Below are 21,550 nucleotides of genomic sequence, written 5' to 3' on the forward strand. Positions count from 1 at the left end.
GATAGTCGTCGACTCTTGACGGCCTGCGGCCGCGCTGCCACCGTCGGTGAACGGCTCCCGCCGCCCGGTTGCGGCGCTCGGCCGGTCCGGTCTCGGTGTTCCCCGGTCCCGGGGAAGGAAGCAAGGGAGCTGTCCTCATGACCCGTCCACCCATGGTGCGCTCACGCACCGGCCGCTCGAGGCGGCACTCCTGGGCAGCGGCGCTGGCGCTCGGCGCCGTCGTCGCGACCACCTTCTCCGTGCTCGCGCCGGGACCTGCCTCCGGTGAGCGCGACGAGGGCATGCGCGCCGCGGCCGCCGACCTCGTCGTCCGCACGCCGTACGGCGCGGTGCGGGGCAGGTCCGTCGGGGGCGCGCAGGCGTTCCTGGGGCTCCCGTTCGCCAAGCCGCCGGTCTACGGGCGGATGTGGAAGGCCCCGGTCGAGCCCGCCGCGTGGCGCGGGGTCCGCGACGCCACCGAGCAGGAGGCCGCCTGCCTGCAGTTCGAGCCCACCGGGGTCAAGAACGGCCAGCCGACCAGCCTGGACTGCCTCTACCTCGACGTCTACCGCCCCTCGCGCGTCCCGGCGGGCCGGCGGCTGCCGGTGATGGTGTTCTTCCACGGCGGGGCCGGGACCCAGGGGTCGGGTGTCCTCTACGGCGGCCAGACCATGGCCGAGCGCAACGACGTGATCGTGGTCAGCACGAACTACCGGCTCGGCGCGTCCGGCAACCTCGCGCTGCCGGGTCTCGACACCGAGAATCCGGCCACCGGCGGCAACTTCGCCCTGCTCGACCAGGTCCAGACGCTGCGCTGGGTGCGCAAGTCGATCGGCGCCTTCGGTGGCGACCGTCGCAACGTGACCATCTTCGGCCAGTCCGCCGGGTCGCGCGCGGTCTGCAACCTGTTGGCGACGCCGCTGACTCGCGGGATGTTCCACCGGGCCGTCATGCAGAGCTCACCCTGCCTGGGTGGCGGCACCACGGCGGAGGAGGCGCACCAGCGCAGCGAGGCGTACGCCGCGGCGCTGGGCTGCCCGGCCGGCCCGGACCAGCTGCGGTGCCTGCGCCACGCGTGGCCGGCCGCGATGGTCCGGCAGTTCGCCACCAGCCGGCCCTCGGCGTACGTCGGTGCAGCGGCGCTCCCGGAGGCTCCGGGGGACGCGATCGCCGCGGGCCGCTGGCACAAGGTGCCGGTGATGATGGGCAACACCCGCTGGGAGCAGAAGCTGCAGAACCAGCAGTACGCCGCCATCGGCGCCGAGGAGTACGAGGCGATGGTGATCGCGCAGTTCGGTGAGCAGGCCGGGCGGATGGTGCTCGAGGAGTACCCGGCCGAGGACTACGAGAAGCCGTTCTACGCGCTGGCGGCGATGCGCACCGACGCGGGCGCCGGCTGCACGATGGACGCCAACGCGCGTCTGTTCGCCGGCCAGCGGGTCCCGGTCTACCGCTATGAGTTCGACGACCCGACCAGCCCGACCCTGTTCGGGTTCCAGCCCGCCGGGACCGACATGTCCAGCGCGCACAGCGCCGAGCTGGCCTACCTGTTCGACTTCACCCTCGGCGACCGCCCGCTGACCGCGCGTGAGCGGCGCCTGGCGCGCTCGATGCAGGACTACTGGACGGCGTTCGCGCGCACCGGTCGCCCGCGCCCGCGAGGTGAGGTCTTCTGGCCGCGCTACACCGTGGCCGGCGACCGGGCGCTCAAGCTGGCGCCCCGGATCCGGGTGGTCACGGGGCTGCGGGAGGAGCACAACTGCGACTTCTTCGACGGCCTCCCCGACGCCTGAGCAGGGGTCGAAGTGGCAGGGGTCCGGCGCTCAGCCGGGCCCCTGTCCTGCCGTTGCCGGGGCCAGCTCGGCGAGCGGCACCCCGCGCGCCCAGCTGTCCAGGTGCTCGCGCAGCAGCGGCGGGATCGCGCGGGCCGATCCCTCGGGGGTGACGGTCACGATCGTGATGAGCGCGCGCGCCACCACGACGCCGTCGCTGGTGCGCACCATCTGGTGCACCATGTCGAAGCTGCCGCCGCCGACCCGGCCCAGCCGCAGCTCGACCCGGATCTCCTCGAAGAGCCCGACCGCGACGAGGTAGTCGCACTCGGTGTGGCAGGTGACGGTCCAGAAGCCGTGCTCGTCCTTGAGCCGGTCCTGGCGCAGGCCGTTGAGCAGGAACCACTCGCTTTGGACCCGCTCCATCCACGGGAACCAGGCCGCGAAGTAGAGGATCCCCGCCGGGTCGGTGTCGGCATAGCTGAGCCGGAAGGTCAGCGAGTGCAGGGCCGGCGTGCTGGTCGGACTGGTGGTCGGCGTGGTGATGGGGCGCTCCTGGTCGTACGGCGCGGACGGGCGCCGCGCGGCAGCCCCAACCTAGCAATTGCTCGGGGACCTGCTGCCGCGTCGCGGCACCCGCTGCCCGGCCTCAGCTGGGCACGCCAGGCAGGGACGCCGCGGCCTCGGGGTGACGCACGGGCTGCAGCGAGACCTGGCGGCGCAGGTCCAGCGGCGAGGGGCGGCGGTCCAGGCGCGCGTTGAGGATCCGGGCCGCGTCGGCGGCGCGGCCGTCGTTGACCAGGCAGAGCAGCAGCGTCTCCTCGACCACCTCGCGCTGCGCGGCGGAGCCGCCGACGCGGACCAGCGTGGGCAGCACGTCCTCGATGAGCTGGGCGGCCCGGCCCCACTGCGCCTCCGCGGCGGCGCCGAGGGCGTCGCAGACGGTGGCGACTGTGCCGCGCAGGATCGCGTCGGAGGAGCGCCGGCACTGGCGTGCGAGCGCGTCGAGCCGAGCGGTCTCGCCGGCGGCGGCCAGGCCGATGGCCGCGTGCAGGGCGACGAAGGGGGTCTGCGGACGGGTCAGCAGGGCGGCGTCGACAGCGGCCAGCACCGGCTCGACCGGTGGCGGCGCGGTCTCCCCGGAGAACACCGCGGGCGCGCCCGGCAGCGCGTCGGCCACCGCGCCGTCCCAGTCGGTGGTGGTCACCCGCCAGCGCCACAGCAAGGAGGCGGAGTCGATCAGCGCCCGGACGCCGCAGACGTCCGGCGGCGCGAGCTGGGAGTAGTAGCGGCGCCGGACCGCCTCGGTGTCGCCGATCGCGAGCTCGTGCAGGGCCGCGTGCCAGGAGAAGTGCGCCCGGTGGCTGGCGCCGCGGCCGCTCTCGGCCACCCAGTGGTCCAGCCACACCCGGCCGGGCTCGTGCTGGCCGGTCTCGTAGAGCACGTGGGTCTGCGCGTGCACGGCGTGCCCCGAGGACGGCTCGCACGACAGTGCCGACTCCGCGAGCAGCCCGGCCTCCTCGAAGCGCCCCTGGTCCTGGCGGGTGAAGGCGAGCAGGGAGATGTACCACCAGTGGTCGCCGTACGCCGGGGCGAGGCCCTCAACGAGGTCCCACGCCTCCTGCTGGACGTCGGTGACACCGGAGAACGCGATGGTCGGGACGGCTGCGGAGACCGCGAGCACGTCGCGGGGGTGCGCGGCGATGTGGTTCATCAGCGCCTCGGCGCCGGTGCGCCGCACGTCCTTGACGCGCAGCCCGACGACGTCAACGAGGCTGCGCTCGCGCTCGTCGCCGCGCTGGCGCACCGCCTTGCGGGCGGCCTCCAGCGACGCCTTCACGTCGGCGTCGGCGCCGGCCTCGTGGCCGAGCATCGCCAGCGCCGCGTGGCCCAGCGCGAACCCGGGGTCGAGCTCGGTGGCCCGGCGCAGCAGCGCCTCGGCGCCGTCCTGCAGGCGCATGACGCGCTCCAGCCCCGCGTTGTACGCCGCGGCGGCCTCGGTGGTGGTCGACAGCGGCAGGCCCAGCGGGTCGCGGGGGCGGGCGACCGGGTGGTGCCCGCCGACCAGGCGCCCGTCGGCGAGCCGGCGGGGGAGCGGGGCGACGGCGTCGAGCACGTCGCGGGCGATCGCGGCCGCCTGCACCCGGATCTCGGGCACCGCCGTGGTCTCCCACAGCTCGCCGCGACGCAGCGCGCCGAGCGTCCACAGCGGGGCGTCGGCCTCGCCGTCGGAGGCGAGCAGCCGGCCCTCACGGGTGCGCACGCCGAGCCCGCCGACGTCGGCGGTGGCCAGCGACGCGCCCCCGCGCTCACGCAGCAGGTCGTCGATGACCGGGTTGCCCAGCAGGCGCAGGTCGGTCTGCGGCCCGGTGCAGTTGACCACCCAGCCGACCTCGCGGGAGGTGCCGTCGGAGAGCGCCACCCGCAGCCCGCCGGCGGGCAGCGGCTCGGCGTCGACGACCCGCGCGGCGGCGACCTGCAGGCGTCCGTCCTCGCGCAGGCCGGCGATCCGGGTGGTGCTGCTGGGCGCCATCCGGTGGCGGTGGATGTTCCAGCGTCCGGCGTCCTCGGCGAGGAAGCGCAGCTTGTCCTCGTCGCTGAACCGGCTCCACAGCTCCTGCACCCGGAAGCGCAGGCCGTCGATCGCCGGGCGCCAGTCGCCGGCGGTGGCGGCGACCTCGGCGACGTGGCGTTCGACCTCGACGCGCACCTCGTCGAGGGTGCTGCCCCAGTCGGAGATGTCGGGGATCGCCGCGAGCAGCGGGCGGGGCGCGTGCGGACGGGGCAGCCGGCCGGTGCGCGAGATCGCATGCACGACCCGGTCGGCACGGTTGCGGTCGTCGGTGAGGGAGAACGCGACGTCGACCATGGTCAGCCCGGCGCCGACGAGCAGCACGTCGGCCAGTCCGGCGCGGTCGCGGCGTACGACGTCGAGCGCGCCGGGCGCCCACGGGTCGGGGACGAAGAACGCCGACGCGGCCAGGGACGGCGGCGCCCAGGAGTGGCCGGCCGCGGGCAGCCCGGGGGCGACGACCGCGGCGTCGGCGGTGACCTCCGCGCCGTCGGCGGTGCGCAGCGCGACCCCCGTGTCGGTGCGGCGCACGCCGACGACCTGCTTGCGCACGTGGCGTACGCCGACCTCGCCCAGCGCGCCGCGCAGCGCCTCCTCGAGGGTCTCGTCCAGGTAGCGCGACCACTGCCGGCGCGGGGCGAAGTCGTAGGGGTCGGTGTGCGCGTCCGGGTCCTCGCGGTGGCGCCAGGCCACGAAGTGGCCGGGGTCCTCGGGGAGCGCGGTCATGCCGGAGGCGGGGACGTTGAGCAGGTGCTGGTCGTCGGTCGTGCCGAAGGCGACGCCGCGGGCGCGGTGGTCGGCGGGGTCGATCAGCACGATGTCGACGCCGGTGCTGCGCCGGGCGGCGGTGCGGGTGAGATGGAGGGCGACGAGCGACCCGGCGGCACCGGCGCCCACGATCGCGACGGTGGGTCGGTGGGCGCGGGGGCGACGGGGCTCAGCCATGTCACGTATTCCGTTCTAGTCGATAAATCTGGAAGACATTGAACAGATTAGCCGGAGGCGTCCCGGTGCGCGGCATCGTTGCGACCGTGTCTCCTGCCTCATTCCGGCAGTGTGGCACCGCGACGACGCGGCCGACAGGGCCTCGGTCCGGGCCGCCGACCCTGCGAGGAGAGCCTCACGCCGGGGAGGTGTGGTCCTCCCACGTGGCGTTGAACGGCGAGTCCTTGCGCGAGAGCAGCTCGCGGCGCTCCTCGTGGGTGAGCGCCGCGAGCTGCTCGGCGGCGTCGGCGGCGTAGCCGGTGACCTCGGGTGCGTCGGCGAGCGGGACGACGCTCTGCACCAGGCGGTCGGCGTACACGTGCACCATCGTGAAGGCCTGGTTGCCGTCGATGCCGGAGATGAACCGCCCGACCGGGGCGGGATCGAGGGTGTAGCAGCTGGCCGAGGCCACCGAGACCGGGACGCCGGCGAAGGTGGAGAACGTCGTGAAGTGCAGGTGGCCGCCGAGGATGCCGCGCACGTCGGTGCCGGCGATCACCTCGGCCAGCCGGTGCTGGTCGGCGAGCTCGATGATCGCCGCCGCCTCGATCATCGGGACCGGGATCGGTGGGTGGTGCAGGGCGAGGAGGGTGCCGTGCTCGGCCGGGGTGGCCAGCACCTCGGCCAGCCAGTCCAGCTGCTCCTCGGTCAGGTCGCCGTGGTGGTAGCCGGGCACGCTCGTGTCCAGCGCGACCACCCGCAGCCCGGCCACGTCGTGCACCCGGTCCTGGGGAGCGGTGGACTCGGCGTCGTAGAGGCCGTGGGAGTACGCCGCGCGCTCGTCGTGGTTGCCCATCACCCAGACCACCTCGGCGCCGCGCCCGCCGGGTCCGACCAGGTCCGCGGCGACCGGCTCGACCAGCTCGCGCAGCCGGGCGTACGCCGCGGGGTCCCCTCGGTCGGCGAGGTCGCCGGTGAACACCAGCGCCTGGGGGACCGGGTCGAGGCGGCGCAGGTGCTCCAGGGCGCGGGAGAGCCCGGCCTCGGTGTCGATCACGCCGTACTGGTGCAGGCCCTCGGTGAGCAGGTGGGGGTCGCTCAGGTGCGCGACCGTGTGCGTGGGGGTGGGGTACTGGCCGAGCTGCATCCGCGCAGGCTACGGGCGGGGGTGCGGAGCGCGTCCCACTTTCGGGTGACTTCCCCGACATCGGACCGACCCCTCCGTCGACCACCCGCCGGTCGACGGACACCGCGCGTTCACCGTGGCGTCGGTCCGGGCGCCTAGCGTCACGGCTGTGCCCACGTGTGGAGTCCGCCACCAGGTGCCGGCCCCGGTGGGCCCGCCCTGCTGGCCGGCGCGCGGTGTCCGGACGCCGCCACCGTGGTGCTTGCCGTCCCGCTCACGCAGCGGCGGCGGCCCGGGTCGGGGCCTCGAGGTCGCCTCAGGCCCGGTCGATCAGCCCGAGCCCGCGCAGGTCCTCGCGCACGGCGCTGAGGTCGGCGGACTCCACCGACGTGCACCACCGGCGGGCGCGGGCCAGCTCGTCGAGGTCCAGCTCGTCGGGCGCCGACTCCCCGAGCAGCCCGACGACCTCGTCGCGCGGCGCGCCGTCGAAGGCGGCCAGGGTCGCGCGGAGCAGCCCGAGCACGCCCCGCCCGGTGTCGCCGAACGCCGTGCCGGCACCGGCCACCGCGAAGGGCGTCTCCCGGTCCAGCGCGGCGTCGATCCAGGCGGCGAGCGTGGCGGGCGCGACCGGGGGACGGCCCGCTCCACCGAGCGACAACCGCAGGCCCAGCTCGGCACCGGCGACCTCGTCGGCCGCCGCCAGCCAGGCGTACGTCGGGTCCTCGGCCGGCAGCACCACCTGCACGGTGGCGTCCTCGGCGAGCGCACCCTCGGCCCGGGCGGCGTCCACGGCCGCGACCACCCGGCGCGCGTTGCCGGCCAGGTCGCCGAGGTCGCGCAGGGTGACGACCAGGGCGCTCAGCGCCAGCCCCACCCGCGTGCAGTACGCCGCCGGGCCCGTCACCTGCCCGGCGCCGCCGGTGAGCACCACGGTGACCGGCGGGCCGACCGCCTCGACCGACACCGACGGCAGGTCGACGTCGCTGACGAGCAGCGAGCGGGCGAGCGGGTCGTCCAGCACTGCCGGTGCGGCGGTCGCGGGGACGTCGAGCAGGGACTCCAGGGCGGCGGGCACGCGTTCGAGCACCGGTCCACGGTAGCCGTGCCACGATGGCCCGGTGACCAACCCCGAACGCGACCCCGACCTGGTGACCTGCACCAGCACCGGTGAGGCGACGATCGAGGTGCTCGCCCCGCGCGACGTGCCGCTCGGCGGCCCGCGCGCCATGCGCGTGCGGCGCACCCTGCCCTCGCGCAGCCGATCACTGATCGGCGCCTGGTGCTTCCTGGACCACTACGGCCCCGACGACGTCGCGGTGAACGGCGGGATGAAGGTCGCGCCGCACCCGCACACCGGGCTGCAGACGGTGAGCTGGCTGTTCACCGGCGAAATCGAGCACCGCGACAGCGCCGGGAACCACGCGATGGTGCGCCCCGGCGAGCTCAACTTGATGACCTCGGGTCGCGGCATCAGCCACTCCGAGGTCTCCACGGCGGCGACCGGCACCCTGCACGGTGCGCAGCTGTGGGTCGCGCTGCCCGCCGAGCACCGCGACACCGATCCCGGGTTCGTCCACCACGTCCCGCAGCCGGTGCGCGGCGAGGGCCACGAGGCGCGGGTGTTCCTGGGCTCGCTGCTCGGCTCGACCTCGCCGGTGCCGACGTTCACGCCGCTGCTCGGCGCCGAGCTCCTCCTCAGCCCGGGCACCCGGCTCGAGCTCGATGTCGACCCCGCCTTCGAGCACGGCGTCCTCGTCGACACCGGCGCGGTGCGGGTCGACGACCACGAGGTCGAGCGCGGCGAGCTCGCGCACGTGCCCACCGGGCGCGACCGGCTGGTCCTCCTGGCCGGCGACGCCCCGACCCGCCTGCTGCTGATCGGCGGCACGCCGATCGGCGAGCGGATCGTGATGTGGTGGAACTTCGTCGGCCGCTCCCACGAGGAGGTCGTCGCCCACCGCGAGGAGTGGCAGGCGCAGGTGCGGGCGGGCGACGGCGTCGTCACGGACGCCCAGCGGGTGCGACCCGGGCGCTTCGGCGTGGTCGTCGGTGACCGCCTGCCCCCGATCCCGGCGCCGCCGCTGCCCAACGCGCGGCTGCGCGAGCGGGGCTGAGCGTGGCCCTGCCTGCGGGCCCGGGGACCGGGCCCGTCATCGGTGAGGACGGTCTCGCGCGCTGTCCGTGGGCAGGGGGCCCGGGGACGATGCGCGACTACCACGACACCGAGTGGGGCCGGCCGGTGCACGGCGAGGCCGCCCACCTCGAGCGGCTGACGCTCGAGGCGTTCCAGTCGGGGCTGTCGTGGTCGACGATCCTGGCCAAGCGCCCGGCGTTCCGGGCGGCGTTCTGCGACTTCGACGCCGACGCGGTCGCCGCCTTCGGGGAGGCCGACGTGGTCCGGCTGATGGGCGACGCCAGCATCGTGCGCAACCGCCGCAAGATCGACGCCGCGATCCTCAACGCGCGCGCCACCGTCGCGCTGCGCGAGCAGGAGGGATTGCCCGCGCTCATCGCCTCCTTCGCCCCGCAGCGGCCCCCGGCGCCGGCCACGGTCGAGGAGGTCGCCACCACCTCGCCGGAGTCGCTGGCGCTGTCGAAGGAGCTCAAGCGGCGCGGCTTCGTGTTCGTCGGCCCGACCACCATGCACGCGCTGATGGAGGCGATCGGGATCTTCGACCCGCACCTGGTCGGCTGCCACCGGCGCGGTCGCGCGCACCTCGGCTGAGCGCTCAGCGCGGGCGGCGTACCTGCACCGGCTCCGGCGGCAGGCCCCACTGCGAGCCACCGAGACGCGACAGCGGCTCGAGCAGCGCGATCGCGGGCCGGTCATCGACGAGCACGTCCTCGCGCACGGTGATCCGCACGACCCGGCCGAGCACCACGGTGGAGTCGCCGAGGCCGAGGGTGGAGTGCAGCACGCACTCGATCGAGGCGGGGGAGGCGACCACCCGGGGCGGGGCGACGCGCTCGCTGGGCTCGGTGGCGATCTCGAGCTCGTCGGCCTCGTCCACGTCGCGGGGGTACGACGCGCTGCTGGCGTTGGCCGCCTCGAGCAGCGGCCGGCTGACCAGGTTGACCACGAACTCGCCGGTGGCGCGCACGTTGCGCAGCGTGTCCTTGTCGCCCACCGAGGTGAACTGGACGATCGGCGGCTGCGCGCAGGCGACGGTGAAGAACGAGTGCGGCGCGAGGTTGCCGATGCCGTCGGCCGACAGCGTCGAGACCCAGGCGATCGGGCGGGGCACGATGAGGTCGGTCAGCCACCGGTAGGCGTCGACGTCGGGGGAGGCAGGGTCCAGGACGCGTCGCGCGGAAGGGGAGGGCACGGCCCCACCGTAGGCGCGCCGGGCGGCCCCGGGGCGTCGTGGCGCCGGAGCGGCGCCGTCCTGGCCCGTGCTCGGCCCGTGCTTGGATGGGCGGCGATGGTGAACGGACTGATGTGGCTGCTGGGCTGCCAGCTGGTGGGGGAGGTCGTCGTCCGCCTCACCGACCTGCCCGTGCCGGGACCGGTCGTCGGGATGGCGGTGCTCCTGGCGCTGCTGGTCCTGCGTCGGTCCGGCGACGACGCGACGGTGGTGCGCGCCGCGGACGGGCTGCTGCGCCACCTCCAGCTGCTGTTCGTGCCCGCCGGCGTCGGGGTGGTCGCCTACGTCGCGGTGATCCGTGAGGACGCGCTGCCGATCACCGTCGCGATGCTCGGCTCCTGGCTCGTCGGACTTCTGGCGGTGGGGTGGACCGCGCGGTTGCTGACCCGCGACCACCCGGCCGAGGGGGCCGCGGGGACTGTGGAGGCCGGGCCGTGAGGGAGGTCCTGGAGTCGCCGGTCTTCCTGCTGCTGCTCACGCTCGCGGCGTACCGCCTGGGCCGCGAGGTGCGCGACCGCACCGCAGGCCACGCGCTCGCCCAGCCGGCGCTGGTCGCGATCATCACGGTCGCCTTGGCGATCACCGCGCTGGACATCGACTACGCGACGTACCTGGACGGCACCCAGGTGCTGGTCTTCCTGCTCGGGCCGGCGACCGTGGCCCTCGCCGTACCGCTGCACCGGCAGCTGTCGCGCCTGCGCGGCTTCGTGCTGCCGTTGCTGGTGGCGATCCCGGTGGGCGTCGTGGTCTCGGTGACGACCGGCGTCCTGCTGGTCCGGGCGCTCGGCGGCGGCGAACTGCTCGAGCGGACGATGGCGCCGAAGGCGGCCACCACGCCGGTCTCGATCGCGCTGTCGGAGAGCCTCGGCGCGATCGCGCCGCTCACCGCCGTGCTGGCGATCCTGATCGGCATCGTCGGCGCCGTGCTCGGTCCGGCGGTGCTGACGCTGGCCCGGGTGCGCGAGCGCCGGGCCCGTGGTCTGGCGCTCGGCGCTGTCTCCCACGGCATCGGCACCTCGCGCGCCCTTGCCGAGAACGAGACCGAGGGCGCGTTCGCCGGGCTCTCGATGGGGCTCACCGCCCTGGCCACCAGCCTGGCGCTCCCGGTGCTGGCGGCGTTCCTGCTCTGAGGGCGCGGCGACGCCGCGGCGTGCGAGGCTGGCCGGCATGGACGCCCCCGACCTGCTGGCCCGGCTGTGCCGGCTCATCGACGCCCGCCGGTGGCCGGAGTTGGTCCCGCTGCTCAGCGACGACTTCGAGTGCCGCTACGTGCACACCGGGGAGACCTTCGACCGGGAGTCGTGGGTGCGGCTCAACGCCGAGTACCCGGGCTTCGACCGGCTGCTCGTCGAGGACCTGGTCGGCGAGGGCGACCGGGCCGCCGCCCGTTGCCACGTGACGGGGTACGCCGAGGAGCGGCTGCTGCACTTCGAGGTCGCGAGCTTCGCCACGTCCCGGGACGGCCGGATCTCGCGGATGACCGAGGTGTGGACCGACGTCGCGCAGGCGCCACCGGCTGCGGCGCGCCCCGCCTGACGGGTTCCCGGTTCGCCGGGCTGCTGTGACCTGGGACCGGGTCGGCCGATCGCCCTCAGCGGGCGCGCCCGACGTGGGACCCTGCTGGTGTGACCACGCCTGCCGAGACCCCGCAGCCGACCTGCGCCGCGACGCCGGACGACCCTCCCGGGCCGCCCATCGCCGCGATCGTGCCCGGAGCGGTGCTCGTGTTCGCCGGACTGTGGATGGTGACCGACCCCGGCGGCCCGCTCGGCATCGGGTGGGCATGCTTCACGATCGGCCTCGCACTCCTGCTCGTCGGCGTGGTCGCCGCCGGTGTCTCCTGGGGCCTCCACCTCGAGGCCCACCGCCGCCGCTGACCCATTCGCCGAGTCGGGGCCAGTGGTGGCGCCGTCCCCACTTCCACCGTGGTGTCGACGCTTCCCCGCCGTACAACGCGTGTGGAGCGTCGACAAACCCCCGCGTGACAGCTGGCCGCCGCGTCGCCCCCGCCCGCCCGGGACCCGCCCGCCCGGCGTCCCCCTAAGTTGGGCCCCATGACGCGGGTCCACGCCTTCTCTGATGACGCCCTGGGTGACCTCGACGCGGTCGGGCTGACCGCCGCAATCCAGGCGAGGCGGGTGTCGGTGCCCGAGGTGGTGGAGGCGGCCATCGCGCGCACCGAGGCGGTCGATGCGCCCCTCGGAGCGGTGGCGTACGCCGCGTACGACCGGGCGCGCGCCGAGGCGCGAGAGCCCCGTGGCGGGTTCTTCGCGGGCGTGCCGACGTTCCTCAAGGACAACATCGACGTGGCCGGCATGCCCACCCAGCACGGCGCCGACGCGTTCACCGGGGCGCCCGCCACCGCCGACGGCGACGTCGCGCGGGCGCTGCTGGCGACGGGGCTGCTGCCGCTGGGCAAGACCAGGATGTCGGAGTACGGCTTCAGCGCCGCCGCCGAGCATCCCCGGCAGGGACCGGTGCGCTCGCCGTGGTCCACCGACCACGTCGCCGGCGCCTCCTCGGCCGGCTCCGCAGCCCTGGTGGCCGCGGGCGCGGTGCCGCTCGCGCACGCCAACGACGGCGGTGGCTCGATCCGCATCCCGGCCTCGGTCAACGGCCTGGTCGGGCTCAAGCCGAGCCGCGGCCGGCTGCCCAGCGAGCGGCTGAACCGCCAGATGCCCATCCGCATCGTCGCCGACGGCGTGCTGACCCGCTCGGTGCGCGACACCGCTGCCGTGTACCGCGAGACCGAGAAGGTCTACCGCTCCCTCGAGCTCCCGCCCATCGGTGACATCACGCGTCCCGTGCGCCGCCGGCTGCGGGTCGCGGTCCACACCACCGGCGTGGCCCGCGACGCGGATCCGGAGGTGGCGGATCTCACGCGGCAGACGGCGAAGCTGCTCGCCGACCTCGGCCACCACGTCGAGGAGGCGGCCGTCCCGGCGCCGCCGACCTTCCCCGACGACTTCGTCCTGTACTGGGCGATGCTCGCCGCCGCCATCGTGCGCACCGGCCGGCTGACGCACGGACGCCAGTGGGACCCCACCCGCCTGGACAACCTCACCCTCGGCCTGGAGCGGCACCTGCGCGGCCACCTGCACCGCCTGCCCGGGGCGATCCGGCGCCTGCGCGCCACCCGGGAGCTCTCGCGCCGCTTCCACGAGCAGTACGACGTCGCGCTGTCGCCCGTCGTGGCCACGCCGACGCCGCTCGTGGGCCACCTGGACCCCACCCAGGACTACGACGTGGTGATGGGCCGGCTGCTCGACTGGGTGGCGTTCACCCCGTGGCACAACGTGACCGGCGACCCGGCGGTCTCCCTCCCGCTCGCGACCACCTCCGCCGGCCTGCCCCAGGGCATGATGATCGGGGCCGGACTGGGTCGCGAGGGGCTGCTGCTGGCGCTCGCCCTCGAGCTCGAAGAGGCCCTCCCACCTGCGGTTTTGTCTTAACAGGACCCTCGATTTCACGTCCCGCAGGGACCTGTGTAATCTTCTCTGTCGTTGCCCCTTTAGCTCAGTCGGCAGAGCGTCTCCATGGTAAGGAGAAGGTCTACGGTTCGATTCCGTAAAGGGGCTCTAGGTGAGGGTTGCGCCGCGGTCGTACGATGGTGGCGCAACCCGACCTATGTGGCGGGGTAGCTCAGGTGGTTAGAGCACACGGCTCATAATCGTGGTGTCGCGGGTTCGAGTCCCGCCCCCGCTACCAAGACCACCGAGCAGCAGCATTCTCGACGACCTACAAGGACTTCCCGTGGCCAGCAAGAGCTCCGACGTTCGCCCCAAGATCACGCTCGCGTGCGTGGACTGCAAGGACCGCAACTACATCACCAAGAAGAACCGCCGCAACGACCCCGACCGCATGGAGCTGGCGAAGTTCTGCCCCCGCTGCCGGACGCACACGGCGCACCGCGAGACCCGCTGATCACAGCGCACACGTCTTCCACGACGACCCCGTCCGAGCGATCGGACGGGGTCGTCGTCGTTGGTGGGGACGCCACTAGGGTGGAGGCCATGCCCGTCGACGCCGCCCTGGTCGGGAAGACCTTCCCCCCGACCCGTCCGTACGCCGTCTCCGCGGAGAAGATCCGCGAGTTCGCCTCCGCCACCGGAGCCACCTACGACGGTGGCCCGGCCCCCGCAACGTTCCCGATCGTGCTGGCCTTCGACGCGATGAACGCCTTCCTGGCGGCCGAGGAGATCGACCTGTTCCGCATCGTCCACGGCGAGCAGAAGTTCGTCTACGAGCGCCCGGTGGTCCCCGGCGACCTGCTCACCGCCACGCTGACCGTGCGGAGCCTGCGCCAGATCGGCGGCAACGACATCATCGGCACCGCCAGCGAGGTCCGCGACGGCGACGGCGCGCTGGTCTGCTCGACCACCGCCACTCTCGTGCACCGGGCCGCCGCATGAGCGCGCTGAGTGCGGGGGACACCCTCGCCCCGCAGGAGTACGCCGTGACCCGCGCCGACCTGGTCCGCTACGCCGGCGCCAGCGGCGACTTCAACCCGATCCACTGGTCCGACCGGGTGGCCACCTCGGTGGGCCTGCCCGGTGTCATCGCGCACGGCATGTTCACCATGGCCCTGGCCGCACGCGCGGTGGCCTCCTGGACCGACGGCGCCGAGGTGCTCGAGCTCGGCTGCAAGTTCACCAACCCCGTTGTGGTGCCCGACGACGACACCGGCGTCGTCGTGCGCGTCGCCGGCACCGTGAAGTCGGTCGAGGACGGCCGGGCCGCGATCGCGCTCGAGGTCACCTGCTGTGGCGCGAAGGTGCTGGGCATGCCGAAGGCCGTCGTCCGTGCCTGAGCCCGTCCACCACCTGCGCGACCACACCACGCTGCGCGTCGGCGGGCCGGCTGCCCGCTGGGTGCGCGCCACCACCGAGGACGAGGCGGTGGCGACCGTCTCGGCCGCCGACGACCGCGGTGAGCCGGTGCTGGTCCTCGGAGGCGGCTCCAACCTGCTGGTGGCCGACGAGGGCTTCGCGGGAGTCGTCGTCGAGCTGGCCATGGACGAGGTCACCGTCGAGGGCGACGACGACGGACCCGCCTGCGGCGGCGTGAGCGTCACCGCGGGCGCCGGCGCCGGGTGGGACGACCTGGTCGCCCTCGCCTGCGAGCGCGGCTGGGTCGGCATCGAGGCGCTCTCCGGCATCCCCGGCACCGTCGGCGCCACGCCCGTGCAGAACGTCGGCGCCTACGGCCAGGAGGTCGCCCAGACCATCGCCCGGGTCCGCACCTGGGACCGCGTGGAGCGCCGGGTGCGCAGCTTCGCGGCCGCCGACTGCGGTTTCGGCTACCGCAGCAGCCGCTTCAAGGCCGACCCGGCGCGCCACCTCGTACTGGCGGTCACCTACCAGCTGCGGACCGGTGAACTCTCCGCGCCCGTGGGCTACGCCGAGCTCGCCCGTACCCTCGGCGTCGAGAGCGGTCAGCGGGCCCCGCTCGCCGACGTACGCGCCGCGGTGCTCGGCCTGCGTGCCGGCAAGGGCATGGTGCTCGACCCCGACGACCACGACACCTGGAGCGCGGGCTCCTTCTTCACCAACCCGATCCTGCCGGCCGACCGCGTCCCCGAGGGGGCGCCCGCCTGGCCGGTCGCCGACGGTCTGGTCAAGACCAGCGCCGCCTGGCTGATCGAGCGTGCCGGCTTCACCAAGGGGTACGGCGGCCCGGCCGCCTCGCTGTCGACCAAGCACACGCTGGCGCTCACCAACCGGGGTGGCGCGAGCGCCGCCGACGTGCTGGCCCTGGCCCGCGAGGTCCGCGACGGCGTCGAGGCCCGCTTCGGGATCCGACTGGTCAACGAGCCCGTGCTGGTCGGCTGCGAGCTCTGAGACGGGTTGCGCACGCCGCGCGACCCGTGTCGTTCACCCCGCGCACCTCACCCCGCTGAGGCCAGTGCCGCGAGCGCGTTGACGTCCACGTCCACGCCCGGGTCGCTGTCCCAGCCGTCGAACGCCCCGAACCCGACGGCGGCCACGATGAACGCGGCGATCGACAGCACGCTGAGCACCAGCAGCACGGTCGCGATGATGCCCATGATCCGCCCGGCGTTGGCCTGGTCGCGTCCCTGCCACCGCCCCGGCGTCGCGTCGATCTCCTGGCAGGCCCGCGAGCCGATGGCCCACGCGACCGGGCCGAGCGCGAGCAGGAGCCCGCAGGTCACCAGACCGGCGAGCGAGGCAATGCCGAGCACCATCGAGGTGGTCGCCTGTGGGTGCATCGGCGGGGGCGGGGGACCGTAGCCGTAAGCCGGCGGGGCGCCGGCGTACGGCGGCTGCCCGGGCGGGGGCGGCGGGCTCCACGGCGCCTGCCCGGGCTGGGGCGGGGGACCGGGGTCCTGGCCGTAGGGCTGGTGCGTCGGCGGCAGCTCCTCGGAGCGGTCATCGTCGCGCGGGTCGTCGGGGCCGGTCATGGCTCCCATGATGGCAGCCCTGTGGTGCGTGTCTCACCGAAGCGGCGACGGACGCGGTCAGGCCTCCGCCGGGGCCTCGAGCCAGGCGTCCACCTCGGCGAGGATCGCGGCCTTCACCTCGTCGGGGGCACGCGAGGCGCGCACCGACATCCGCCCCAGCTCGGCCAGCTGGGCGTCGCTCAGGTCGTGGGCGGCGCGCATCGTGGCGTACTGGCCGGCCAGCCGGGAGCCGAAGAGCAACGGGTCGTCGGCGCCGAGGGCCACGGTGGCGCCGGCGGCGAGCAGCGAGGGCAGCGGCACCGAGGTGAGGTCGGAGTAGACGCCGAGCGCCACGTTGGACACCGGGCAGACCTCGAGGGCGACCCCGGCCTGCACGATCCGGTCGAGCACCTCGGGGTCCTCGGCGGCCCGGATGCCGTGACCGAGCCGGTCGGCGTGCAGGTGGTCCAGGCAGGTGCGCACGTGGTCGGGGCCGCGCAGCTCGCCGCCGTGCGGCACCAGCGCGAGGCCGGCGCGCTCCGCGATCGCGAAGGCGGGGGCGAAGTCGGTGGTGGTCCCGCGGCGCTCGTCGTTCGAGAGCCCGAACCCCACGACCCCGCGCCCGGCGTACTGGGTGGCCAGGCGCGCGAGGGTGCGCGCGTCGAGGGGGTGGCGGGTCCGGTTCGCGGCGATCACCACCGCCATGCCCAGGCCGGTGGACGCGGAGGCGTCGCGGACCGCGTCCAGGACGAGGTCGGTGAAGGCGGTGATCCCGCCGAACCGGGCGCCGTAGCCGCTGGGGTCCACCTGGATCTCCAGCCAGCGCCCGCCGTCGGCCACGTCGTCCTCGGCCGCCTCACGCACCAGCCGTCGTACGTCGTCCTCGGTGCGCAGCACCGAGCGCGCGACGTCGTAGAGCCGCTGGAAGCGGAACCAGCCCTTCTCGTCGGCCGCCGAGAGCCGCGGCGGCCACTCCTCGACCAGCTGGTCGGGCAGCACGATGCCGTCACGCTCGGCCAGCTCGAGGAGCGTCGAGTGCCGCATCGAGCCGGTGAAGTGCAGGTGCAGGTGGGCCTTGGGCAGCCGGTGGACGTCGCGGGCCGGGCCCCGTCCGCCGCTCACGGGCGAAGGCCGGCAGCGGGTGATGGGGTCATGTCGCCATCGTAGGGTCGCCGTGAGTTTGGACGAGTCCGTGGTCGTGCACGTAGACTCCCGACTGGTGGTTTTCCCACAGGCTTCGGCATGCCCGAGTCGGTGGGGTCTCCCCGTGAAGGGCACTAGCTCAACTGGCAGAGCATCGGTCTCCAAAACCGAAGGTTGGGGGTTCAAGTCCCTCGTGCCCTGCGAGACGAACCGGTCGCACGACCGGCGGACGAACTACGAGAGGTGACGGCGTGTCGGACAGCAACGCAGTCCGCGGGCCCCGCGACAGCGAGCCGGTCAAGCGCACCGGTCCGGCGACGTTCTACCGCCAGGTGGTCGCGGAGCTGCGCAAGGTCGTCTGGCCGACGCGCGAGCAGCTCTCGTCCTACTTCGTCGTCGTGCTCGTCTTCGTCCTGATCATGATGGCGATCGTGTCGGCGCTCGACCTGGCCTTCGGCCGGCTCGCGTTCGCGATCTTCACGGGCCCGAACGACTAAGGCCTCGCCCCGGCGGCGACCGCGACGAGGTCCATGACTTCCCCGGCGCAGCCGGACGTCCCAGACGACCACAGCGAACTGATGGAGCACCACGTGTCGGAGCAGCAGGACCCCTTCGAGGTCGACGAGAACCCCGAGGCACGCCTCGAGGACGAGTTCGGTCAGCCCGATGAGGGTGGCAGCGAGGCCGAGGGTGCCCTCGACACCGAGGTCACCGACGAGCACACCGACGAAAAGCTCGGTCTCGACGACGCCGAGGCGGACGGCGCCACCTCCGACGAGCTCAGCGCCGCGGAGGGTGACGAGGCCCCCGCCGACTCCGACGAGGACGACGAGCAGGCCGAGGCCGAGGACCCGCTCGAGGCGTTCCGCCGCGAGCTGTGGGCCAAGCCCGGTGACTGGTTCGTCGTGCACACCTACTCCGGCATGGAGAACAGGGTGAAGTCGAACCTCGAGAACCGCATCATCTCCCTCAACATGGAGGACTACATCCACGAGATCGTGGTCCCCACCGAGGAGGTCGCGGAGATCAAGAACGGCCAGCGCAAGATGGTCAAGCGCACCGTTCTCCCCGGTTACGTCCTGGTCCGCATGGACCTCACCGACGAGTCCTGGGCCGCCGTGCGCCACACGCCCTCGGTCACCGGCTTCGTCGGCCACAGCCACCAGCCGGTCCCGCTGAGCATGTCCGAGGTCGAGTCCATGCTGGCTCCCGCGGTCGTCGCCCAGGCCGAGGCCGAGGCAGCTGCCGCCGCCGCGGCGGCCGGCTCGGGTCGCGGCGCCGGTGCGACCACCGCCCGCAAGCCGGTCGAGGTCGCCGACTTCGACGTGTCCGACTCCGTCATGGTGGTGGACGGTCCGTTCGCCACGCTGCACGCGACGATCACCGAGATCAACGCGGAGTCCCAGCGCGTCAAGGCCCTCGTCGAGATCTTCGGCCGGGAGACCCCGGTCGAGCTGAGCTTCAGCCAGATCCAGAAGGTCTGAGAAGCTCCACCGGGCCTCGCGGCGCCTGCGCCGCGCGACCCAGGTAGTACCCAGGTGGCAGAAGACCCCGCGTCTTCGTCAAGACCACGAACGAGAAAGAGAAGCTGACATGCCTCCCAAGAAGAAGATCGCTGCACTGGTCAAGGTGCAGCTCCAGGCTGGCGCCGCGACCCCGGCCCCGCCGGTCGGTACCGCGCTCGGTCCGCACGGCGTCAACATCATGGAGTTCTGCAAGGCGTACAACGCCCAGACGGAGTCCATGCGCGGCAACGTGATCCCCGTCGAGATCACCATCTACGAGGACCGCTCCTTCACCTTCGTCACGAAGACCCCGCCGGCCGCCGAGCTGATCAAGAAGGCCGCTGGCCTCCAGAAGGGCTCGGGCGTCCCGCACACGCAGAAGGTCGGCAAGCTGACCAAGGACCAGGTCCGCGAGATCGCGCAGACCAAGCTCCCCGACCTCAACGCCAACGACATCGACGCCGCGATGAAGATCGTCGAGGGCACCGCCCGCTCCATGGGCGTCACCACCGACTGATCAGACCGCACCCACCTGTGGCAGGGCCGCGCTGGCCCACCTTCAGACCACACCTGGACAGAGAAGAGAACCAGACATGCAGCGCAGCAAGACCTACCGCGCGGCGGCTGAGGCGTTCGACAAGGACGAGCTCTACGCCCCGCTGAACGCGATCAAGATCGCGAAGAGCACCAGCAAGAAGAAGTTCGACGAGACCGTGGACGTCGTCATGCGTCTCGGCGTCGACCCCCGCAAGGCCGACCAGATGGTGCGCGGCACCGTCAACCTGCCCCACGGCACCGGCAAGACCGCCCGCGTCCTCGTGTTCGCGAACGCGGACAAGGCCGAGGCCGCCCGTGAGGCCGGCGCCGACATCGTCGGTGGCGACGAGCTGATCGAGAAGGTCAACGGCGGCTGGCTCGACTTCGACGCCGTCGTCGCGACCCCCGACATGATGGGCAAGGTCGGTCGCCTCGGCCGCGTCCTCGGCCCCCGCGGCCTCATGCCGAACCCGAAGACCGGCACCGTCACCCCCGACGTGGCCAAGGCGGTCACGGACATCAAGGGCGGCAAGATCGAGTTCCGCGTGGACCGTCACGCGAACCTGCACTTCATCATCGGCAAGGCCTCCTTCACCGAGACCCAGCTCGCGGAGAACTACGCCGCGGCGCTGGAGGAGGTCCTGCGACTGAAGCCGGCCAGCTCGAAGGGCCGCTACATCAAGAAGGTCACCGTCTCCACGACCATGGGCCCCGGCATCCAGGTCGACCCGAACCGCACGCGCAACGTCGCGGTCGAGGACGAGGCCATCGCCTGATCAGGTCCCACCGCACAGCACGAGGCCCCGCTCACCTTCCGGTGGGCGGGGCCTCGTCGTATCTGCGGGTCCGGCGTCAGGCGCCGGCGAGCTTCTCCGCCGCAGCCAGGGCCACGCAGGTCGCGACGCCGGCCATGGCGGTCTCGACCTCGGGCAGCTCGGGGAAGGTCGGTGCCAGGCGGATGTTGCGGTCGCGCGGGTCTTGGCCGTGCGGGAACGACGACCCGGCCGGCGTGAGCGAGATGCCGGCCTCGCGGGCGAGCTCGACGACGCGGGAGGCGGTGCCGTCGAGGACGTCGAGGTTGACGAAGTAGCCGCCGGTCGGGTGGCTCCACTCGGCGACGTCCAGGCCCTCCAGCTCGGCACGCAGCGCGGTGTCGACGGCGGCGAACTTGGGCGCGATCAGGTCGCGGTGGCGACGCATCAGGGCCCGCACGCCCTCGGCGTCGCCGAAGAACTCCACGTGGCGCAGCTGGTTGACCTTGTCCGGCCCGATCGAGGCGATGCCGAGGTGCTTGAGGTACCAGGCGCGCGTCGTCGGCGACGCGGCGAGTGCGGCGACGCCGGCACCGGCCCAGGTGATCTTGGAGGTCGAGGCGAACAGCACCGGGCGGTCCGGGTTGCCGGCCTCGGTGGCCAGGGTGAGGATGTCGGCGCTGACCACCTCGTCCTCGGTGAGGTGGTGCAGGGCGTAGGCGTTGTCCCACATGATCCGGAAGTCCGGTGCCGCGGTCGGCATCGAGGCCAGGGCACGGGCGACCTCGGGGGTGCAGATCGAGCCGGAGGGGTTGGCGTAGGTCGGGACCACCCAGATGCCCTTGACCGCGGGGTCGGAGACCAGCTCGGCGACGGCGTCGACGTCCGGGCCATCGGGGGTCATCGGCACGGTGAGCATCTCGATGCCCAGGTCGGCGAGGAGCGAGAAGTGCCGGTCGTAGCCGGGCACCGGGCAGATGAACTTCACGACCGGCTCGTCCTTCCACGGACGCTCGGAGCCGGGTGCGCCGTGCAACATCGCGAAGCTGATCACCTGGTGCATCATCGTGAGGCTGGAGTTGCCGCCGCAGACGACCTGGGCCACGTCGACCTCGAGGAGCTCGGCGAAGATCTCGCGCAGCTCGACCAGGCCGTCCAGGCCGCCGTAGTTGCGCACGTCGGTGCCGGCGCGGTCGCGGGTGCCGGTGGGCAGGCGCAACAGGTCGTCGGAGAGGTCGAGCTGGGCCGAGGACGGCTTGCCGCGGGTCAGGTCGAGGCGGAGCCCCCGGGCCTTCAGTGCGGCGTAGTCGGACTCCCTCGCCGTGCGGTACGCGGCGAGCTCGTCGGGGGACAGGGTCGCGAGAGGGGCACGGTCACTCATACTGCGATCCTGCCAGCCGCGTCGGCCTGCAGCACAGGTGATCCCCTCCTGCGGACGCCCAGTGCCGCGTGCCTCACGATTTGGCCAGTACGCC

24 protein-coding genes and 3 tRNA genes are annotated in these 21,550 nt (G+C 73.6%); 19 read left to right on the top strand and 8 right to left on the bottom strand.

Going from position 1 to position 21,550, the window contains the following annotated elements; translation table 11 throughout:
- Positions 1-137: 137 nt before the first annotated feature.
- A complete protein-coding gene (locus HBO46_RS02375) occupies positions 138-1,772 on the top strand; it encodes a carboxylesterase/lipase family protein (RefSeq protein ID WP_166137255.1) in 1,635 nt (544 codons plus the stop codon).
- Positions 1,773-1,802: 30 nt separating this feature from the next.
- Here HBO46_RS02375 and HBO46_RS02380 read toward each other — a convergent pair whose 3' ends face one another.
- From HBO46_RS02380 to HBO46_RS02395, 4 genes are all read right to left on the bottom strand, one after another.
- Positions 1,803-2,297, bottom strand: a complete 495-nt coding sequence (locus HBO46_RS02380; RefSeq protein WP_166137818.1) for an acyl-CoA thioesterase — start codon at positions 2,295-2,297, stop codon at positions 1,803-1,805.
- Between the two features lie 103 nt (positions 2,298-2,400).
- Positions 2,401-5,268, bottom strand: coding sequence for an FAD/NAD(P)-binding protein (locus HBO46_RS02385; protein WP_166137252.1), 2,868 nt, complete (start codon positions 5,266-5,268; stop codon positions 2,401-2,403).
- A 175-nt stretch (positions 5,269-5,443) separates the two neighbouring features.
- Positions 5,444-6,394, bottom strand: a complete 951-nt coding sequence (locus tag HBO46_RS02390) for a phosphodiesterase (protein WP_166137249.1) — start codon at positions 6,392-6,394, stop codon at positions 5,444-5,446.
- Positions 6,395-6,689: 295 nt separating this feature from the next.
- Positions 6,690-7,460 (bottom strand): hypothetical protein, encoded by a 771-nt coding sequence (locus HBO46_RS02395; protein ID WP_166137246.1) that lies wholly within the window; start codon positions 7,458-7,460, stop codon positions 6,690-6,692.
- Positions 7,461-7,491: 31 nt separating this feature from the next.
- Here HBO46_RS02395 and HBO46_RS02400 point away from each other — a divergent pair, with 31 nt between their 5' ends.
- Positions 7,492-8,487 carry a pirin family protein gene (locus HBO46_RS02400; RefSeq protein ID WP_224769337.1) on the top strand — a complete coding sequence of 332 codons (996 nt, stop codon included), beginning with the start codon at positions 7,492-7,494 and terminating at the stop codon, positions 8,485-8,487.
- An 8-nt stretch (positions 8,488-8,495) separates the two neighbouring features.
- Positions 8,496-9,098, top strand: a complete 603-nt coding sequence (locus tag HBO46_RS02405) for a DNA-3-methyladenine glycosylase I (RefSeq protein ID WP_243731669.1) — start codon at positions 8,496-8,498, stop codon at positions 9,096-9,098.
- A 4-nt stretch (positions 9,099-9,102) separates the two neighbouring features.
- Here HBO46_RS02405 and HBO46_RS02410 read toward each other — a convergent pair whose 3' ends face one another.
- Positions 9,103-9,699: a flavin reductase family protein gene (locus HBO46_RS02410; protein WP_224769339.1), complete on the bottom strand. Its 597-nt coding sequence runs from the start codon at positions 9,697-9,699 to the stop codon at positions 9,103-9,105.
- A gap of 96 nt (positions 9,700-9,795) precedes the next feature.
- Here HBO46_RS02410 and HBO46_RS02415 point away from each other — a divergent pair, with 96 nt between their 5' ends.
- The 11 genes from HBO46_RS02415 (at position 9,796) to HBO46_RS02465 (ending at position 15,578) form a co-directional block, all read left to right on the top strand.
- Positions 9,796-10,176: a CidA/LrgA family protein gene (locus HBO46_RS02415; protein ID WP_166137243.1), complete on the top strand. Its 381-nt coding sequence runs from the start codon at positions 9,796-9,798 to the stop codon at positions 10,174-10,176.
- Complete coding sequence (locus tag HBO46_RS02420) at positions 10,173-10,868, top strand: LrgB family protein (RefSeq protein ID WP_166137240.1); 696 nt, start codon at positions 10,173-10,175, stop codon at positions 10,866-10,868. Before HBO46_RS02415 ends, HBO46_RS02420 begins: the two co-directional genes overlap by 4 nt.
- A 37-nt stretch (positions 10,869-10,905) precedes the next feature.
- The gene (locus HBO46_RS02425; RefSeq protein ID WP_166137237.1) at positions 10,906-11,274 is read left to right on the top strand and encodes a nuclear transport factor 2 family protein; all 369 of its coding nucleotides are present in this window, start codon (positions 10,906-10,908) and stop codon (positions 11,272-11,274) included.
- Positions 11,275-11,363: 89 nt separating this feature from the next.
- On the top strand, positions 11,364-11,615 hold the full coding sequence (locus HBO46_RS02430) for a hypothetical protein (RefSeq protein ID WP_166137234.1): 252 nt from the start codon (positions 11,364-11,366) through the stop codon (positions 11,613-11,615).
- A gap of 177 nt (positions 11,616-11,792) precedes the next feature.
- Entirely contained in the window at positions 11,793-13,190 is a 1,398-nt protein-coding gene (locus HBO46_RS02435; protein ID WP_166137231.1) for an amidase, read from the top strand.
- Positions 13,191-13,243: 53 nt separating this feature from the next.
- Positions 13,244-13,316: transfer RNA gene (locus HBO46_RS02440), tRNA-Thr, on the top strand.
- Positions 13,317-13,369: 53 nt separating this feature from the next.
- Positions 13,370-13,446: transfer RNA gene (locus tag HBO46_RS02445), tRNA-Met, on the top strand.
- A 45-nt stretch (positions 13,447-13,491) separates the two neighbouring features.
- Positions 13,492-13,662 (top strand): 50S ribosomal protein L33, encoded by a 171-nt coding sequence (rpmG, locus tag HBO46_RS02450; RefSeq protein WP_153321974.1) that lies wholly within the window; start codon positions 13,492-13,494, stop codon positions 13,660-13,662.
- 89 nt (positions 13,663-13,751) lie between these two features.
- Entirely contained in the window at positions 13,752-14,150 is a 399-nt protein-coding gene (locus tag HBO46_RS02455; RefSeq protein WP_166137228.1) for an FAS1-like dehydratase domain-containing protein, read from the top strand.
- Positions 14,147-14,548, top strand: coding sequence for a MaoC/PaaZ C-terminal domain-containing protein (locus HBO46_RS02460; protein WP_166137225.1), 402 nt, complete (start codon positions 14,147-14,149; stop codon positions 14,546-14,548). The genes HBO46_RS02455 and HBO46_RS02460 overlap by 4 nt, the downstream gene beginning before the upstream one ends.
- Entirely contained in the window at positions 14,541-15,578 is a 1,038-nt protein-coding gene (locus HBO46_RS02465) for a UDP-N-acetylmuramate dehydrogenase (RefSeq protein ID WP_166137222.1), read from the top strand. The genes HBO46_RS02460 and HBO46_RS02465 overlap by 8 nt, the downstream gene beginning before the upstream one ends.
- 47 nt (positions 15,579-15,625) lie before the next feature.
- Here HBO46_RS02465 and HBO46_RS02470 read toward each other — a convergent pair whose 3' ends face one another.
- Together HBO46_RS02470 and HBO46_RS02475 are read right to left on the bottom strand one after the other, a co-directional pair.
- Positions 15,626-16,159 carry a hypothetical protein gene (locus HBO46_RS02470; protein WP_191480193.1) on the bottom strand — a complete coding sequence of 178 codons (534 nt, stop codon included), beginning with the start codon at positions 16,157-16,159 and terminating at the stop codon, positions 15,626-15,628.
- A 57-nt stretch (positions 16,160-16,216) separates the two neighbouring features.
- Positions 16,217-17,260 (bottom strand): adenosine deaminase, encoded by a 1,044-nt coding sequence (locus tag HBO46_RS02475; protein ID WP_166137219.1) that lies wholly within the window; start codon positions 17,258-17,260, stop codon positions 16,217-16,219.
- 149 nt (positions 17,261-17,409) lie between these two features.
- On the opposite strand from HBO46_RS02475, the gene HBO46_RS02480 reads away from it, so the two are divergent.
- The 5 genes from HBO46_RS02480 to rplA all read left to right on the top strand — a co-directional run bounded on the left by HBO46_RS02480 (position 17,410) and on the right by rplA (position 20,099).
- Positions 17,410-17,482: transfer RNA gene (locus HBO46_RS02480), tRNA-Trp, on the top strand.
- Between the two features lie 50 nt (positions 17,483-17,532).
- Entirely contained in the window at positions 17,533-17,778 is a 246-nt protein-coding gene (gene secE / locus HBO46_RS02485) for a preprotein translocase subunit SecE (RefSeq protein ID WP_166137215.1), read from the top strand.
- Between the two features lie 81 nt (positions 17,779-17,859).
- The gene (nusG, locus tag HBO46_RS02490) at positions 17,860-18,765 is read left to right on the top strand and encodes a transcription termination/antitermination protein NusG (RefSeq protein WP_166137212.1); all 906 of its coding nucleotides are present in this window, start codon (positions 17,860-17,862) and stop codon (positions 18,763-18,765) included.
- Between the two features lie 109 nt (positions 18,766-18,874).
- The gene (rplK, locus tag HBO46_RS02495; RefSeq protein WP_153321981.1) at positions 18,875-19,303 is read left to right on the top strand and encodes a 50S ribosomal protein L11; all 429 of its coding nucleotides are present in this window, start codon (positions 18,875-18,877) and stop codon (positions 19,301-19,303) included.
- Positions 19,304-19,379: 76 nt separating this feature from the next.
- A complete protein-coding gene (gene rplA / locus HBO46_RS02500) occupies positions 19,380-20,099 on the top strand; it encodes a 50S ribosomal protein L1 (protein ID WP_166137208.1) in 720 nt (239 codons plus the stop codon).
- A 76-nt stretch (positions 20,100-20,175) separates the two neighbouring features.
- Here rplA and HBO46_RS02505 read toward each other — a convergent pair whose 3' ends face one another.
- Positions 20,176-21,456, bottom strand: a complete 1,281-nt coding sequence (locus HBO46_RS02505; protein WP_166137205.1) for an aminotransferase class I/II-fold pyridoxal phosphate-dependent enzyme — start codon at positions 21,454-21,456, stop codon at positions 20,176-20,178.
- Positions 21,457-21,550: the final 94 nt, after the last annotated feature.

Source organism: Nocardioides ochotonae (assembly GCF_011420305.2).
GTDB lineage: Bacteria > Actinomycetota > Actinomycetes > Propionibacteriales > Nocardioidaceae > Nocardioides > Nocardioides ochotonae.